This is a genomic window from Pseudoalteromonas sp. GB43 (assembly GCF_054923805.1).
The window spans coordinates 918,197-935,687 of the sequence record NZ_JBPCHJ010000001.1 but is presented as its reverse complement, the minus strand read 5'-3'; the positions used below and the strand labels follow the sequence as shown (position 1 = coordinate 935,687).

9 protein-coding genes, 7 tRNA genes, 1 other RNA gene and 2 pseudogenes are annotated in these 17,491 nt (G+C 40.9%); 12 read left to right on the top strand and 7 right to left on the bottom strand.

The window, feature by feature from the left end:
* The 5 genes from arcA to trmB all read right to left on the bottom strand — a co-directional run bounded on the left by arcA (position 1) and on the right by trmB (position 4,855).
* Entirely contained in the window at positions 1-717 is a 717-nt protein-coding gene (arcA, locus tag ACRWSG_RS04415; RefSeq protein WP_054551295.1) for a two-component system response regulator ArcA, read from the bottom strand.
* Positions 718-822: 105 nt separating this feature from the next.
* Positions 823-1,104 (bottom strand): YfiR family protein, encoded by a 282-nt coding sequence (locus ACRWSG_RS04410; RefSeq protein ID WP_462165738.1) that lies wholly within the window; start codon positions 1,102-1,104, stop codon positions 823-825.
* A gap of 237 nt (positions 1,105-1,341) precedes the next feature.
* Positions 1,342-2,964 carry an ATP-binding protein gene (locus ACRWSG_RS04405; protein WP_138602048.1) on the bottom strand — a complete coding sequence of 541 codons (1,623 nt, stop codon included), beginning with the start codon at positions 2,962-2,964 and terminating at the stop codon, positions 1,342-1,344.
* A 120-nt stretch (positions 2,965-3,084) separates the two neighbouring features.
* Positions 3,085-4,113, bottom strand: coding sequence for a 16S rRNA (guanine(1207)-N(2))-methyltransferase RsmC (rsmC, locus tag ACRWSG_RS04400; RefSeq protein ID WP_199528345.1), 1,029 nt, complete (start codon positions 4,111-4,113; stop codon positions 3,085-3,087).
* Between the two features lie 16 nt (positions 4,114-4,129).
* Positions 4,130-4,855 carry a tRNA (guanosine(46)-N7)-methyltransferase TrmB gene (gene trmB, locus ACRWSG_RS04395; RefSeq protein ID WP_054551299.1) on the bottom strand — a complete coding sequence of 242 codons (726 nt, stop codon included), beginning with the start codon at positions 4,853-4,855 and terminating at the stop codon, positions 4,130-4,132.
* Between the two features lie 218 nt (positions 4,856-5,073).
* Here trmB and mutY point away from each other — a divergent pair, with 218 nt between their 5' ends.
* Both mutY and ACRWSG_RS04385 read left to right on the top strand, forming a co-directional pair.
* Positions 5,074-6,150 (top strand): A/G-specific adenine glycosylase, encoded by a 1,077-nt coding sequence (gene mutY / locus ACRWSG_RS04390; RefSeq protein WP_462165736.1) that lies wholly within the window; start codon positions 5,074-5,076, stop codon positions 6,148-6,150.
* A 15-nt stretch (positions 6,151-6,165) separates the two neighbouring features.
* Positions 6,166-6,436, top strand: a pseudogene (locus ACRWSG_RS04385) (oxidative damage protection protein).
* A gap of 49 nt (positions 6,437-6,485) precedes the next feature.
* Here ACRWSG_RS04385 and ACRWSG_RS04380 read toward each other — a convergent pair.
* Positions 6,486-9,248, bottom strand: coding sequence for an ATP-binding protein (locus ACRWSG_RS04380; RefSeq protein ID WP_462165734.1), 2,763 nt, complete (start codon positions 9,246-9,248; stop codon positions 6,486-6,488).
* 259 nt (positions 9,249-9,507) lie between these two features.
* Between ACRWSG_RS04380 and ACRWSG_RS04375 the strand changes: the two genes are divergently transcribed.
* The 10 genes and pseudogenes from ACRWSG_RS04375 (at position 9,508) to ACRWSG_RS04330 (ending at position 16,766) form a co-directional block, all read left to right on the top strand.
* A tRNA-Phe gene (locus ACRWSG_RS04375) sits at positions 9,508-9,583 on the top strand.
* A 70-nt stretch (positions 9,584-9,653) separates the two neighbouring features.
* Positions 9,654-9,729, top strand: a tRNA-Thr gene (locus ACRWSG_RS04370).
* A gap of 105 nt (positions 9,730-9,834) precedes the next feature.
* Positions 9,835-9,910: transfer RNA gene (locus ACRWSG_RS04365), tRNA-Phe, on the top strand.
* Between the two features lie 57 nt (positions 9,911-9,967).
* Positions 9,968-10,043 (top strand) — tRNA-Thr (locus ACRWSG_RS04360).
* Positions 10,044-10,157: 114 nt separating this feature from the next.
* Positions 10,158-10,233, top strand: a tRNA-Phe gene (locus ACRWSG_RS04355).
* A gap of 49 nt (positions 10,234-10,282) precedes the next feature.
* Positions 10,283-10,358: transfer RNA gene (locus tag ACRWSG_RS04350), tRNA-Thr, on the top strand.
* A 114-nt stretch (positions 10,359-10,472) separates the two neighbouring features.
* Positions 10,473-10,548, top strand: a tRNA-Phe gene (locus tag ACRWSG_RS04345).
* A gap of 429 nt (positions 10,549-10,977) precedes the next feature.
* Positions 10,978-12,384, top strand: coding sequence for a TolC family protein (locus tag ACRWSG_RS04340; RefSeq protein ID WP_462165733.1), 1,407 nt, complete (start codon positions 10,978-10,980; stop codon positions 12,382-12,384).
* Positions 12,385-12,386: 2 nt separating this feature from the next.
* Positions 12,387-13,685: an efflux RND transporter periplasmic adaptor subunit gene (locus ACRWSG_RS04335; RefSeq protein ID WP_138619926.1), complete on the top strand. Its 1,299-nt coding sequence runs from the start codon at positions 12,387-12,389 to the stop codon at positions 13,683-13,685.
* A pseudogene (locus ACRWSG_RS04330) lies at positions 13,685-16,766 on the top strand (efflux RND transporter permease subunit). The gene ACRWSG_RS04335 and the pseudogene ACRWSG_RS04330 overlap by 1 nt, the downstream one beginning before the upstream one ends.
* A gap of 492 nt (positions 16,767-17,258) precedes the next feature.
* Here ACRWSG_RS04330 and ssrS read toward each other — a convergent pair.
* Positions 17,259-17,442, bottom strand: a non-coding RNA gene (gene ssrS, locus ACRWSG_RS04325) — 6S RNA.
* Positions 17,443-17,491: the final 49 nt, after the last annotated feature.

The following is a 17,491-nucleotide window of genomic DNA, read 5'->3' as shown; positions in this document are numbered from 1 at the left end:
TTAGCTGTCGATTTTACCAATGAAACGATAGCCTTCACCATGGATGGTGCTGATCAGCTCAGAGGTGCTGTTATCGCTTTCAAAGTGTTTTCTGATACGACGAATGGTTACGTCTACAGTGCGGTCATTTGCGCGAAGCTCACGGCCAGTCATGTGCTTAATTAATTGCTCACGGCTGAAAATACGGCCCGGTGAATCGAGCATTAAACGAAGTGCGCGGTATTCACCTTTAGGTAAACGCTTAGCGTCGCCACTTGGAGATGTTAAACAACGGCTGTTTTCATCAAGTTCCCAACCGTTAAATGTAATAACACCATTTGTTTCGATATTCGCTTCTTCGCCACCTAATGCTGTGCGCGAAATAAGGTTACGAGCACGAATAGTTAATTCGCGAGGGTTGAATGGTTTTGTGATGTAATCATCAGCACCAATTTCAAGACCTAAAATGCGATCAACGTCGTTGTCACGACCTGTTAAGAAAATTAAACCAACATTACGTTTTTGACGTAATTCACGCGCTAAAATAAGCCCGTTTTTACCTGGTAGGTTGATATCCATAACTACAAGGTTCACATCATCATTATTTGTAAGCTTGTCATGCATATCATCGCCATCAATGGCTTCAATAACTTTGTAACCTTCGGCTTCAAATAAACTAACGAGGTTTAGTCGAGTTACGTCTTCATCCTCTACGATCAGAATGACTGGCGTTTGCATTGTATATTAACCTTTTCGGAAATTTTATTTACAAAAATTCGGTATTATCAAGCAAAACCGAATACTAGAGATTATAGGATTAGATCCAATTGTTAACAAGTAAAATCAATTTGGATAAAACTTAGCCATAGCTAACAATCGAGATTGCACTTTAAAGTTATGCTGCAATACGTGCTGCTTATTGATATACAGTCGGATTTTATTTCCTTCTTGAACCAGAGAGGCTATTCCGCCTTTCTCTAAAAAGCGAATACTTTCACCTATCGTTAAAGTATTTAATGAAATTGTATCGGTCCAAAGTGGAAGTATATCATTTTCTAATGTTTCATCAATGTATGTGATATCACAAATCTGAGAAAGTTCAGAAATTTGCTGAGTTTTTTTCACTAAAATAACGTTGATAGGTTTTTTGTTAATTTGCAGTTCACTTTTGTCCTTTAGGAACGACCCGTCCTGTTTCTACATTATAAAAACAGAAAGAAATAGGTGGAGGATCCATGCTTTCAGTAAACTTAGTGAACTTAGCAATTTGATATAAAAACGCCGATTTTACTTGTTCTGGTGATTTTGCAAAACTCGGGGTGGCGTATATAACAAAAGCAAAAAGGCAACATATGATTTTCATCATGCATTACCTTCAGATAAGGGCAGAGTAATAATAAAATGAGCACCCTCGGTATTTAACTCATCGTGAATTATTGTACCGCCTAAGGCTTGGGTTACCAGGTTATAAACTAAATGCATACCTAGTCCACTTCCACCTTCGCCTCGTTTGGTTGTCACAAATGGGTCGAAAATACGTTTTCGAATCGTCTTTTCAACACCAACGCCATTATCGAAATAGTGAATAATAAAGCTGCTTTCATTGCGCTCAACGTTAAAGGTGATCTCGTTATCAAGCTCGTCGCTAAAACCATGGATCACAGAGTTACTCAATAACTGCTGTAACACCTGCTGTAATGGTCCCGATTTAGTCTCAATACTAAAGTCATTATTGCAGTTAATCGTGATTTTAGGGTTGCGATATTGTATTTCTGAGCGCATCGACATAATCACATCATTTAATAAATTATATAAGTTTACGTTAGTGGTTATTTCGACATCCTGATTAACTGCCACTTTCTTAAAGCTTGAGACTAGCTCTGCGGCTCGGTTTAAGTTGCGATAGATAAGATCTAGATTTTCAATGCCATCAGTTATAAAGCGTTTTAAATGTGCTGAGGTGAGTGTTTTTTGCTCAAACTGCGCGTTGATTTCTGCCAGCTTGTCACGCAGCAAAGTTGAACCCGTAATACCTAAGCCGATAGGTGTATTTACCTCATGGGCTACACCTGCAACCATTTGCCCTAAAGAGGCCATTTTTTCATTTTCTACTATTTGATTTTGGTATTGATGCATACGCTCAAGTGTATTGAGTAGTTCTTGGTTAGCCTCACGCAAGGCAATAGTACGTTGATTTACTTTCTCTTCAAGACTTTGGTTAAGCTGTTTTATTTCTTGTTTGTCTTTTTCGTGGCGCTCGATTTGCTTTTGGGTTCGGGCAAGCATGATATTTAAGCTGCTAGAAAGCTGATTAATTTCATCGACATTAGTTTTTTGTGCGCGAGTATCATAGTTATGGTTTTTTGACACATCTTGAAGCAAGTTACTCAGTTCATCAATTGGGTTCGCAATACGTTTTTGAATACGCAGAGCAACAAAATACACCAACACTAAAACAAATAGGGTTAGTAAAATATCAATAAAGATTTTACGGTTAATATACTGATTGAGCCTATCTAAGCCACCACGAACATAGGCATAGCCAATCACTTCTCCTTCATATTTGATTGGTTTTATTAATTCTATTACATCATCTTTAAACTTTGGCTCAGACAGATCGCTGATACTGTTTACTTTGATAGGAACTGGCGGAGTTCTATTGGCGTTAAAGCTGCTGAAAAAAACAGGCTCATTCGATAATTCGTCAATTGCGTATATGTGAATGTTTTTAATGAGCGGCACTGTCTCGAAAGATTTTAGGCGCTCTGTTTCAGTTTCGTTATCATCAAATAACACTGTGACCTGGGCGTTATATGCAATAATTTCAGATAGAATAGTTATTTTATCGACAATTAAGGCTTTTTGTTCTTTTACATCTAGGTAGGTCGAAATAGAGATAGACAAAGACAAGCACAACGCAGTAACAAGCATAACCGCATTAGTTAATGCCTTACGAATACTCGTTTGTGCCGATAAAATTGACATGCGCTATAGAAAGCCTAAATTTTTATTTTATTAGTAAGAGTTTAGTCTAGCAAAGACATTTAAAAGTAACTAAATATTTTAAAAAATATTTTTGCTACGAATAAGCTATTTACTCAACTTTTATTTAGCTGAGTAAACTGCAAATTTTGTATTTTTGAAATCGGTACTGTATTGGCCAAATTGCGCTTCTAAAATAGGTGGGTATTTTAAGAAGCTGTTTGCAACTATGGTCAGTTTACCTTGCTTACTCAAGTGTTGCTTTGCAGAGCTAAGAAATGCCTCGGCAATGGTGTAATCAGTGGCAATACCGGTGTGGAAAGGAGGGTTACTGATGATTAAGTCGAATTTACCATTAATATCAGATAAGCCATCACTTAATACCGCTTGGCCTTTAAGGTTATTTAATGCAAGTGTTTGCTCTGTGGCGTAAGTAGCAAGAGCACTTACATCGCTACATACAAACTCAAGCTCAGGCTGCTTTTTTCCTAAATAAGTAGCAATAATGCCTGCGCCACATGCAAAGTCGAGCACTTTACCCTTGCTAATACTTGGCGCATTATTTAGAAGTACCGCGGTACCTACATCAAGCGCACCGTGGTTAAATACGCCCGGCACACTAATCGCCGTAAATTCAATATCGCCGGCTTTCACTTGAAATTGCTTATGATAACGACCGATAGCAAAGTTATCGTTTAGCGTAAGCTCAGAGAATAAATACAAAATACAGTGCTTGGCACTATCGATTTTGTTACTAAAACCACAGTGATCTTTTAGTTGTTTCTCTGCTGATTTAACACCGCTTTTATTTTCACCTACCACAAATAGTTGCGCGTCTTGATGACAAACAGCACGAATGTTATCGAGGCACATTTGTGCTTCGGGCTTAGCTTTTGGGTAATAATAGATAACTAAATCGTAGTTATTATCTGGAATAGTGTGGCTAACCACAGCATGTACACCGGCAATTTTGCTAGCATACATGGCATTTGCGTGGTTATAACTGAACGCAGTAATTTTTGCGTCAGGGTTTAGCGTTTTAAGTTCGCGTAAGAAGCCATCTTGCTCAAAGTTAACCACTAAAATCGATTGTCCAACAAGTTCGTCTTCATTTCGAAGCAATAATAAACTTGGGTTGGTTAACTTACTCATGCTGCTTTACCTTTTGTTACTTAGTACGCTCAAACATTAGATCCCATACGCCGTGACCTAAACGGTGACCGCGCTGCTCAAATTTTGTCAGTGGACGTGAATCTGGGCGAGGAACGTAATCGTTAGTTTCTGACTGGTTTTTGTAACCTTCAGCAACTTGCATTACTTCAAGCATATGCTCAGCATAATTTTCCCAGTCAGTCGCCATATGGAAAACACCGCCAATTTTTAATTTGCTACGTAACTTTTGCGCAAACTCTGGTTGTACGATACGACGCTTATGGTGACGTTTTTTATGCCATGGATCAGGGAAGAATAATTGCAGCTTAGATAAGCTTTCATCGGCAATACAATCAGCTAGAACTTCAACTGCATCGTGTTCGAATACGCGTAAGTTTGTTACACCTGCCTCGTCGGCATCCATTAAACAGGCACCTACACCTGGGCGGTGAACTTCAATACCGATGAAGTTAAGCTCTGGTGCGTTTTTAGCCATTTCGACTAGCGATTTACCCATACCAAAACCGATTTCTAGTACCACATCGTTATCGTTACCAAACACTTCTTTTAGGTTTAGCATGCCATTTTTATGCTCAAGGCCCATCGTTGGCCAACACTTCTCGATGGCTGCCGCTTGGCCTTTTGTGAGGCGACCTTCGCGCTTTACGAAACTACGAATCGTGCGGATGTATTTACCCTCTTGCTTTGCTTGCTCGAGGTTTGGGTTACTTGAGTCACTCATATATTTTGGCCTGATAAAAATACTGACGATAGAAAAAGGGTGCGTATTATCCCTGACCTGCGCCTTGAGTACAATAGTCTGGGCTTGTTTATCTTATGAGATTAATATTGCAGCCATATGCTAGCTATTTAGGTAAAGTAGGGGCTGTTCGACTTGCTTGGCCTAACCAACTGCAATAGACTTGGCCGCAATGAGCTTCAGCAAGTAAAGATGTTATTTTGAATTTAAGCAATAAGGAGTCAACTTGGTTTGCAAACCAAGTGGTTGACTGGTACCACCTTCACGGCCGTAAAACTCTCCCTTGGCAGTTAAATAAAACCCCTTATAAGGTATGGATCTCTGAGGTCATGCTACAGCAGACTCAAGTGGTGACTGTTATTCCATACTTTGAAAAGTTTATGCAAAGCTTTCCTGACATTATTGCGCTTGCTAATGCCGATGAAGATCAGGTGTTACACCATTGGACTGGCCTTGGCTACTACGCCCGAGCGCGTAACTTACATAAAACGGCAAAAATAGTCCGTGATAACTACCAAGGTGAGTTTCCAACTACGCTTGAAGAAGTAATGGACTTGCCGGGTATTGGTCGTTCAACGGCAGGGGCTATCTTGTCTTTATCGCTTGGTCAACATCATCCAATTTTAGATGGCAATGTTAAACGAGTGCTAGCACGCTTTTTTATGGTTGAAGGCTGGTACGGAGTGAAAAAGGTCGAAAATCAACTTTGGTCATTATCATCGCAATTAACGCCTAAAGAGTCGGTTACTGAGTTTAATCAGGCAATGATGGATTTAGGTGCAAGCCTTTGTTCACGTAGTAAGTTTGACTGTGAGCCTTGTCCTTTGAATAGTAAATGCCTTGCTTTTAAAGAAGGTAAAGTAAAAGAGTTCCCGCATTCAAAGCCTAAAAAAGCTATACCGAAAAAGTCATGCCATCAGCTCATTCTAGCCTGCGACAATAAAGTGCTTATGGAAAAGCGCCCAAGCTCAGGGATATGGGGTGGATTGTTTGGCTTTTTTGAGTTTAGCGAATTAACTGAGTTAGAAACATTTTTATCCCAGCATGGTTTATCAAACAATACGCAAGCACTTGAAGCCTTTACCCATGTATTTTCGCATTTTGAGCTAACCATCAATCCACATGTTTTAACCTTGCCGAGCATTCCAGATCTCATTAATGAACGACAACTGGTTTGGTATCCGCTTGATGAGTCTGTTGAGGTTGGTCTTGCTGCACCAACGAAAAAGCTGGTTAAACAATTAAGCGCAATAGATTACAATAGCATCACGCAATAAGAGTAGAGAGCAATTATGGCACGTACAGTATTTTGTCAAAAGTTACAAAAAGAAGCTGAAGGCTTAGGCTTCCAACTATACCCAGGTGAGCTTGGTGAAAAGATTTTCAACAACATCAGTAAAGAAGCGTGGATAATGGCAACACAAGCAAACAATGCTGATCAACGAAAAACACCTGAACATGATGGACCCAGAGCACCGTGCTTTTTTAGAAGAGCAAATGGTGGGTTTCTTATTTGAAGGTAAAGACGTAGAAATAGAAGGCTACCGTCCACCAGAAAAATAAGCGCATAATCAAAAGTAAAAAGGGCCGTAATGGCCCTTTTTAATCTGTATTATTCAGCTTCTTGTTCGGCTTTGTTAATTTGTTCTTTTAAGAACTGAGCCACCTTAGAGTATTCAATTTCGAAACTATCTCTAAGTGCAATTAATTCGTCGCTTGTAGGCTCGCCTTCTTTGCAGGTTTGTTCAAATCCAGCGGCAAGCTCAGCAACCTTCATTGCTCCTATGGTTTTCGAAATTGACTTTAGCTGATGGCAAGAAGTGATAATTTTATCTAAATCATATTCTATAACCCCAGCGTTTACCTCTTTACTGAGTTGATTACTCTGTTCTAAATACATCTTAAAGAAACGTAGCTTCTTCGCTTCATCATTGACATATTTACCTAGCACATCCATATCAATTGGTGTTGTAAGTTTTTTACTTTCCAATTTTGCAGCTTCTGGGTTTGCTTTATAAGCACATTTATGAAGTGTTCCTTCAAGCACATTTAGCTCAACAGGTTTTGTAATGTAATCGTTCATGCCTATGCTTAAGCAACGCTCTTTTTCACCTTTAAGCGCATTAGCTGTTATAGCAATTACATAAGGCTGGGCGTTGATATCTTCAAGTTGCGATGCTTCATGGCGTATTTTTTCTACCATATCGTAACCAGACATTTTTGGCATGTGTAAATCAGTTAAGATAATAGAGTGCTTACCTTCACGCCATGCTTCTAAACCTTTCTCACCATTTTCAGCCATTTCAACACCATAGCCTAGTAGATGTAGCTGATCGGTCAGCACTTGCTGATTTAGCACGTTATCTTCAACAAGAAGTACTAACTTGTTTTCTTCACGAGCCTTATCAACACTTAGGTAGTCGTTAAATGATTTGGTAGAAGAAATTTGTTTAGGCTTATGTAATCCAGCTGCCACGAGAAGTGACATCATAAAGTTTGACTTACATAATGGTACTGCATTTAGATAAAAAATATTCTTATGATTTACGGCAGCTTCATCTAATCTACTTAAGACGATAACTTGCTGATTATTATCTTCTAAAGTGTAAAGTAAGCGACGTAAGATATAGTTAATATCTTCCATGGTTTCGATCCCATCAAGGATCCAAATCAGCTCTTTTCGGTCCTGCTCAACTTCAATTTGCTCATTGTTTTGGGCGATAACTGGTGTTGCCCCCATAAATGATAAATAACGTGTCAGTAGTTTTTTTCGACCGTCATGATTAGAGGCCACAACAACTCTTTGATCTTTCATGACTTGTTTGTGAGCATAATCAACTTTACCTTGTGTACTAAAAGGTAATTCAACGACAAACTCACTGCCAATACCTAAGTCACTGGTTACAGAAATTGAACCCAACATTAGTTCGGTTAAGCTTTTACAAATCGATAAACCTAACCCTGTGCCACCGTATTCGCGGGTTATTGACCCTTCAGCTTGAATAAATGGATTAAATATTTCGCGAAGCTGCGCTTGCGTCATCCCTTTACCGTTATCTAATACACTAAAGCGTAATGTGTAGTGATCAGTGGTGTTTTGTGCAACCTCCACCGAAATTTTTACATGACCTTTTTGCTTGTCGTCTGTGCTAGTGAACTTAATTGCATTACTACATAGATTGTAAAGTACTTGGCGAACTCGTACTGTGTCGCCAATTAGGTTTGTTGGGATATCGGGCGCAATAGCGAGCTCTAGCTCAAGGTCACGCTTTTTGGCAACCGATGATAAAACACGGGCAACTTCTTCAATCGTGTCAGATACTGAAAAAGGAATGTTATCGATATTTAATTTACCCGCTTCGATTTTCGAGAAATCGAGAATGTCATCTAATATCCCTAATAACGAAAATGCAGAATCACGAATAATTGTACTTAGTCTATGTTGCGCACCATCAAGCTCTGTTTGGCGAAGTAAATCAATTGTGCCAATAACACCGTTCATTGGGGTGCGAATCTCATGGCTCATGGTAGCCAAGAAAGTGGTTTTAGTTTCGTTTGCTTGTTCAGCTTTTAGAGTTGCTTGCTCAAGAGCGAGAGTACGATTTTGTACCTCTGTCTCTAGGCTGTTTTGTAATTTTTGCAAATCAGCTTGTGCTGCTTTGTTCTCGGTAATTGCTGATTCAACTTTTTTAAGTAATTGATTTACATGCTTTGCGACAGAGTCTAGGCCAAAGTCAAGGGTTTCAGTTACTTGCCCTTGGTAGTCCGCATTGTCAGTAATAGCTTTTAGCTCTTTATTTAACGATGAACTACTTTTACTAAAACGCTTATTGATAAAAATACTCAGGGCAAAAGATAATATAATTAAAGCTAGAAGCGTTAAGCCAGCAAGACCGATTGAAAGCACAGAAGATTGTGTAATAGGCTGCTCAATAGGGTGTTGTTTCACAATTAACTCGCCAACAGGCTGGTCATTAAATTCAAGAACAGTATGTATTAGTGTTTTTTCAGCTAGTTGTTGATTGACTTTAGTGGGTTGAATAAGCTCTTTGTTGTTTGCATAAACTAAAGAAACATCACCGTTAAACTCGTATCTATATAAATAGTAATCAAAGCCAGTATTAAGAAGTAAGCTTAAATCCAGTACTTCTTTTACTTTATCTTGCCCTGGCATTGTTAAAGCACTAACAAGGGGGGCACGCAATTGATTTGAAACTTGAATGGCCGTTAAATTTGGCTGCAACTCTTTTACTGGTGCTTCATCATTAGTTGGATAAAACGAAAAAGCAACGACCGCTAACAGGGTGATGACGAGATTCGTAATTATAAAAAGCGGTAGTAAGCCTTTTACAGGTGAATTCGATTTACTTGGCATGGTTCTTATCCAACAATTTTACAGCTAGGTACATTTCCTTGATATTTAGACAATCCTACCATCTGTGAAGAAAAATTCATCACGTTTTTAACAGAGGTAACTCTTTTATGATGAGAGTCAATTTAAAAGCATAAAAGTTGTTGGTTAAATATGCTAAAAACTATTGAAATCAGCAATCTTGATTGAAAACTGTGCAAACAGTTAGAATCCTCAAAAAAAAGTTGACTTGAGAAGGCAAAACCCGTTTAATACGCCGCACGCCCAGATAGCTCAGTCGGTAGAGCAGAGGATTGAAAATCCTCGTGTCGGTGGTTCGATTCCGCCTCTGGGCACCATTATTTAGTATATTGGTGTTTAACTTATGATTTAAACATCAATATCGTGCCAAGCACACAGATTTAGTGTGCCGACTTAGCTCAGTTGGTAGAGCAACTGACTTGTAATCAGTAGGTCATCCGTTCAACTCGGATAGTCGGCACCATTTATTTTTAAACGAAAGTTTAAAATGCCCAGATAGCTCACTCGGTAGAGCCATCGGGAATTGCATTGAAAATCCTTGTTGATTTTCTGCATAAAACTAAATTTTGCCCAGATAGCTCAGTCGGTAGAGCAGAGGATTGAAAATCCTCGTGTCGGTGGTTCGATTCCGCCTCTGGGCACCATTATTTGATAATCTCTTTTAAAGTGATTATAGTGCACAACGCACACGATTTTAGTGTGCCGACTTAGCTCAGTTGGTAGAGCAACTGACTTGTAATCAGTAGGTCATCCGTTCAACTCGGATAGTCGGCACCATTTATTTTAATAGTTAGCATTTAGCTAATTGTTTTGCCCAGATAGCTCAGTCGGTAGAGCCATCGGGAACTGCATTGAAAATCCTTGTGGATATTCTGCATAAAACTAAATTTTGCCCAGATAGCTCAGTCGGTAGAGCAGAGGATTGAAAATCCTCGTGTCGGTGGTTCGATTCCGCCTCTGGGCACCATTATTTATAATCACAACGTGATTAAGTGCATAGCACACAAATTCAGTGTGCCGACTTAGCTCAGTTGGTAGAGCAACTGACTTGTAATCAGTAGGTCATCCGTTCAACTCGGATAGTCGGCACCATTTATTTAAACATCAAGCATCTAGCTTTTTGTTATGCCCAGATAGCTCAGTCGGTAGAGCCATCGGGAATTGCATTGAAAATCCTTATGGATATTCTGCATGAAACTAAATATTGCCCAGATAGCTCAGTCGGTAGAGCAGAGGATTGAAAATCCTCGTGTCGGTGGTTCGATTCCGCCTCTGGGCACCATTAATTTAAAGCCTCGCAATCGCGAGGCTTTTTTGTTTTACCCCCTCCAAATCACGATTTTACTTCCGTAGGCGTGAACTTTAAAGAGCTATCAGCTTCCAGGCGTCAGCTATCAGATTGAAAAGTGCCTACACTCAGTTTCAGATAAATGCTCATCCGTATATGTAAATTTATTACACGCTAATAAACTCTTGGAAAAAGAGAGAAGCTAGATCAAAGTTCTGATAGCTGATAGCTGATAGCTGATAGCTGATAGCTGATAGCTGATAGCTGATAGCTGATAGCTGATAGTTTGCAACTTACCTCCATTTTCCTACCATTCATCGTCCCCAAATGTCAGGCAGTGTAATGTTATGTAAAGTCAGTTGAGCAAAACTTAACGTGGTGCTTGAATTACACTCATAAATAGATGTTTTTCAGGTTTTTAGAATGAATTGGCAATATAAGCCGAGTTTATTGGCTTTAAGTGTAATTTTGCTAAGTGCATGTGCGAGCCAGCCGACTCACAATGAACGAGTTGCTGAGCTTGAGACAGTACCAAGTGCATGGCAGCAACTCCCTTCTAGCGATAAAGCGCTTGCTGTTGAAGATAACTGGTTGCAGCAATTACACGACCCTCAAGTTTTTACTTTAGTTGAGCAAGCATTAGCCCATAACCAAGCGATTTTACAAGCGGGCTATGATGTCGCGATTAAAGAGCAGCAGCTTATTGCTGCTGGGGCTGATTTATGGCCAAGCCTTGATTTATCAAAACGTGCGAGCCGTAGTAAAGATAACCGCCCTGTTAGTTATAACAACGCCAGCTCAGCATCATTAGAATTAAGCTACGAAGTTGATTTATGGGGTAAATTATCAGCCTCAGAACGACAAGCAAATCTTGAATACCTAGCTGAAAAAGCCACATTTGAGCAAAGCAAACAACAATTAGTTGCTGATGTGGTAGCGGGTTGGTTTGATGTTATTACGAATCACAAATTACTTGAACTATACAAGCAGCGTGAGCAAAACGCAGAAAAAAATTTAGATATTATTGAGTCAGGTTATCGCCAAGGTTTAAATGAAGCGCTTGATGTTTATCTTGCTCGGAATGAGCTAAATACTGAGCGCTCAAACATTGCCGCGCAGCAAGCAACGTTAACTAAATCAATTCGTGATTTAGAGCGTTTAACAGGCCAATACCCAACTGGCGCGTTAAGCGTTAGTGCAGATTTACCTCTACTCGACAGTGCCATTCCACTTGGTTTACCTTCAGAGCTTATCACTCGCAAACCTGAGTTAATGGCAAGCTGGTATCAATTGCTTAGCACCGACGCTGGGCTTGCTTATGCGCATAAACAGCGTTTTCCGAGCTTAAATCTTTCTGCATCAATCAGTGATGGCACAGATAGAGTGAGCGACTTATTTTCGCCTTCAAGCTTAGCGTGGTCGCTGATTGGTAATATTTCGATGCCAATTTTTGAAGGTGGTCGCTTAAAAGCCAATGAAGAACAAGCAAGGTTAAACGTTAAGCGCCAAGAGCAAGCGTATCTTGCCACACTTTACGATGCCTTTAACGATGTTGAAACAGCCATCAGCCAAGAGCAAGCGCTTAAAGTACGCTACGAAAAAACCTTAGAAGCGCAAGAAAATGCCATTACCGCAGAGGCATTAGCGTTTGAACAATATCAAAGTGGTTTAGTTACCTACACCACGGTACTCGATGCACAAGACCGTTCGTTCAATGCGCAAAGTTCGGTAATCGAACTTAAAAACCAATTAATTATCAACAGAATCAACTTACATATTGCCCTTGGTGGTGATTTTAGTGAAGCAAACAGCGAAGTAGCAGAGCAATAATCATGAATAGCAAGACACGTAAAATTTTAATTCCATTGGTAGTGATCGTTGTGACGGTACTGCTTGTCATGTTTATTAAAGGCAACCCGCCTCAAGCAAACCGCTTTTCTTCACCGCCAAAAGCAAAAGTAAATGTGGCAGTTAAGAGCCTAACACCAGAAACCTATCAGGTGATGATTGATAGTTTTGGCACCGTAAAGCCACGTACGCAAAGTATGCTAGTCGCGCAGGCTTCAGGGCAAATTATCGAAATTAGTGAGCAATTTCGTGAAGGTGGCTTTTTCGAAAAAGGCGATGTGTTGTTGCAATTAGATGATAGAGATCACCGCGCCGAAGTAAAATCAGCACAAGCAGCTTTATTAACCGCTGAGCAAAGCCTACTTGAAGAGCAAGCTCGTGGTCGTCAAGCAATTACCGATTGGGAGCGATTAGGAAAGGGTGAACAAGCAAGTAGCCTGGTACTGCGTAAGCCACAACTTGCAGCAGCCGAAGCAAGTGTATTGTCTGCCCAAGCGACGCTTGAAAAAGCGAAACTTGATTTAGAGCGTACAAAAATCACTGCTCCATACGCGGGGCGAGTTTTAAGTCGCAGCGTAGATTTAGGGCAAGTGGTGAGTAATAACATGGAACTTGCCAGTATTTATGCCATTGACCGTGTTGAAATTCGCTTACCAATCAAAAATAAAGATCTGCCGTTCATTAACTTACCAGAGCAATTTCGTGATGGTGCTAAAAATAGTGCCGGTTCACTCGTTAAATTTAGCTCAGATCTTGTTGGTAAACAGCAATGGCAAGGTCAAGTTATTCGCACCGAAGGTGCCATTGATGAAAGCGCGCAGCAGCTTTATGTGGTTGCACAAATTAACGACCCTTACAAAGCCACTTCAGCTAATCAATACCCAATTAAAATTGGTCAGTACATCAAAGCGCAAATTACCGGCAAGGCGATTGAAAATGCCATTGTGATCCCAAACAGTGCTATTTACCAAGGCACCTATGTTTATGTTGAAGAGCAAGGTGTGTTGCGTCGCAAAAACATCTCACTGGCTTGGCAAAACGCGACTCAAGCTATGGTTGCCGAAGGCTTATCAGCAGGAGATCACTTAGTGATTACGCCGCTTGGTCAAGTTAGCTCAGGTACCCAAGTGACGGTAATGGGAAGCGAAGCGTATCAAGCTACGCGTGGTAAAGCACAGCGTCCAAGCCGTGAAGAGCTTGAAAAGCAAGCAAAAGAGCAAGGTATTACCGTTGAAAAATTAATTGAACAACGCCGCGCTGCTCGTAAGCAAGGAGCGCAATAATGATAGCTTGGTTTACAAAGAATCATGTTGCAGCAAACTTATTGCTGATCAGCATTTTATTAGCGGGGCTATTTAGCGTATCGACGCAAATACCACTCGAAGTGTTCCCGTCATTTGAAGCAGACCGCATTAGTGTAAGTGTTACCCTACGTGGCTCAACACCTGAAGATGTTGAAAAAGGTGTCGCTATCCGTATTGAAGAAGCGGTGCAAGATCTCGAAGGCGTAAAGCGCATAACTAGCCGCTCATCAGAAGGTTCTGCCTCGGTATCAATTGAAGTCGATACCGGCTATGACCCACGGGAGCTATTAGCCGATATTAAAAGCCGGGTTGATGCCATTAACACTTTTCCGGTTGATGCCGAAAAACCGGTTGTAGCCCTTGCACAGCGCACTCGTGAAGTAATAGCGGTAACCGTGTCGAGTGAATACGGCGAAAAAGAAACTTTAGAATATGCCGAACATGTACGTGATGACTTATTACGCTTGCCAGAAATCACTCAGGTAGAGCTAAGTGGGGTGCGAGATTACGAAATTGCTATTGAAGTAAGCCAAGATACATTACGCCAATATGATTTACGCTTATCGGACATTTCTTCAGCAATTAGTAATTCAAGTACCGATGTTTCTGCTGGTAACTTAAAAACCGAAGGGGGAGATGTACTCATTCGTTCAAAAAGGCCAAGCCTATCGTAAAGATGAGTTTGCCCAAGTTGTGGTGAAGTACCAAGCTGATGGTACCATTATTCGCCTAGGTGATATTGCCCGTATTACCGATGACTTCGAAGAAACCCCAGTCCGTACTCGCTTCAATGGTAAGCAAGCGGCATTTATTGATGTGTATCGTATTGGTCCGCAAAGTGCGATTGAAGTTGCTGATGCGGTAAAAAATTACATTACCGAGCATCAAAGTCAGCTGCCTGAAGGATTTGAGTTAAGCTTTTGGGATGACGACTCTGAAATAGTGAAAAGCCGTATTGCGACGCTAACAACCAATGCTATTCAGGGTGGCATTTTAGTTCTTGCATTACTTACCTTGTTCTTGCGTCCTGCCATTGCGTTTTGGGTGTTTATTGGTATTCCTGTGTCATTCATGGGCGCGTTTTTAGCGATGCCAATTTTTGGTATTACGCTTAATGTAATGAGTCTATTCGGCTTTATTTTGGTACTCGGTATTGTTGTTGATGATGCCATTGTGACCGGTGAAAACGTCTACACCCACCTAAAAACAGCCGAAAATGGTGAACAAGCTGCTATTCGTGGTACGCAAGAAGTTGCGACACCCGTTACCTTTGGTGTACTTACAACGGTTGCAGCATTTTTACCATTAGCCTTTATCGAAGGTAACCGTGGTGCCTTATTTGCGCAAATTCCTGTTGTCGTTATTCCGGTATTACTTTTCTCTTTAATTGAGTCTAAATTTGTTCTGCCGGCTCACTTAAAGTACTTAAAACTGCGCAGCGAAAAAAGTAATCCGTCAAAACTGCAGCAGTTTCAGCAGCGTTTTGCCGATGGCTTTGAACGCGCCATTATGAAGTACTATCAGCCGCTACTAAATGTTGCGCTAAAGAATAAATTAGCAACGGTCAGCTTGTTCGTAGGTATTTTCTTTATCATTTTGACCCTGATCACCAGCGGTTGGACAAAGTTTATATTCTTCCCGCGTATTCCAAGTGAAACCGTTCGCGCAGAGCTAACATTCCCTGCAGGAACACCGTTTGAAGTGACCAACAAATACATCATCGATATGTCAGATAAGGCCAAAGAGCTACAAGACAAGTATCGCGATGAAGATGGTCAAAGCGTGATTTTAAATATTTTGGCAACCACAGGTGGCCGTGGTGGTTCATCAAATACAGGTAGTGTGCGCTTTGAAATCACACCAGCCGAAAAACGTGAATCAGATATTGGCTCTCGAGAGCTTGCCAGTGAATGGCGTGACCTTATCGGTATTATACCGGGCGCAGAGAGTGTAACTTTCCGTGCTGAGTTTGGTCGCAGTTCAGACCCTATTGATGTGCAGCTAAGCGGCAGTTCAATCGACACCCTTGAAGCTGTAGCAGAAAAGGTAAAAGAGCGTTTAGCTACTTACCCAACTGTTTACGAAATTGCCGATAGCATGTCAGATGGTAAAGACGAGCTGCAAATTGAGCTAACAGAGCAAGGTTTGGCACTTGGTTTAAACCGTGTTGATGTATCGCAACAAGTGCGTAATTCGTTCTTTGGTGCGCAAGTTCAACGTATTCAACGTGGCCGCGATGATGTGCGTGTAATGGTGCGTTTGCCAATTGAAGAGCGTCGCTCTGTTGCTGATTTAACAGATATTTTAATTAAAACCCCAACGGGTGGCACAGTGCCATTGTCGCATGTGGCAACCTTAGTACCGGGGCAAAGTCCATCGTCTATTTATCGTATTGATCGCTATCGTACGTTGAATGTGACAGCCGATGTTGAAAAATCAAATACCAATATGACAGTACTGCAAGCAGACTTAAAAACTTACTTAGATGAGCTAATGGTGCAATACCCTGGTGTTGATTACTCGCTCGAAGGTGAAGCCAAAGAGCAGCGAGAATCATTTGGTTCACTCGCTTGGTACCTGGTGTTTGTATTCTTTATTATTTATGCGTTATTAGCGATACCGTTTAAATCATATATGCAGCCATTAATTGTGATGAGTGTTATTCCGTTTGGCATGATAGGTGCGGTAATGGGTCACTGGGTAATGGGCATGGAGTTAACCATTATGAGCCTACTTGGCATGCTAGCCTTGATAGGCGTTGTAGTGAATGACTCTCTAGTATTGGTCGATTTTATCAATAAGAAGCGTGAAGAGGGCGGTGATTTACTTGAAACTGTTAAGCTTGCAGGGGCGGCACGTTTTCGCCCAGTAATGCTAACTAGTTTAACCACCTTTATTGGTTTAATGCCGCTGTTATTTGAAAAAGCAACGCAAGCACAATTCCTTATTCCAATGGCCGTAAGCCTGGGCTTTGGGATTATCTTCGCAACGCTGATCACCTTACTATTAGTGCCAGTTAATTACCTACTAATGGAGCGCTTTCAGGGATGGTTTAAGTAGGGTTCGATAGGTTGAAAACATGTGTGTTGGGTAGAGTGAAGTGAAACCCAACGCACAGGAGCAATCAGCTTTCAGAACAAAAAAGTTAGCGAGTTAGAAAGGGGAAAGAGTAAAGTTAGATTGTGCCAGCACATTGCTATGGCTAAACCCGGTGCCGTAGGCGTGAAATTTATTTCGCGCGATATTTCTTAAATAACGGGTAAGTCGTAGGTCGGGCTTTAGCCCGTAGGTTGGGTAGAGCGAAGCGAAACCCAACGCATGGGAGATATTAGTCGTCAGAAGTCAGATAAAAATAAGTTAGCGAGTTAGCAAGGGGAAAGAGTAAAGTTAGTACCGTAGGCGTGAAATTTATTTCGCGCGAATAAGAATAATAAGCTCTTGTATAAAAGAAAAACTACATGGAAGATTTTCGATAGCTGATAGCTGATAGCTGATAGCTGATAGCTGATAGCTGATAGCTGATAGCTGATAGCTGATAGCTAATAGCTGATAGTGTTCCCCAAGTATGCGGTGCCCGGTGTCAGTCCTGAAACCTTGAGGTTTCAGGGCGGGGATCTGCGGTCTACCGTAGGCTTCTCGGTACATGCCGAGCTTGCACAATAGTAAACGAACAGAAACCCTAACATAAAATTTATCGGCTCAGGGACTTAACCAAGCTCCTGCACCCTAGGGAACACCTTCAGTATATAAGACAAGTTTCAATCCTTAAACCATAGAAGTAAAAA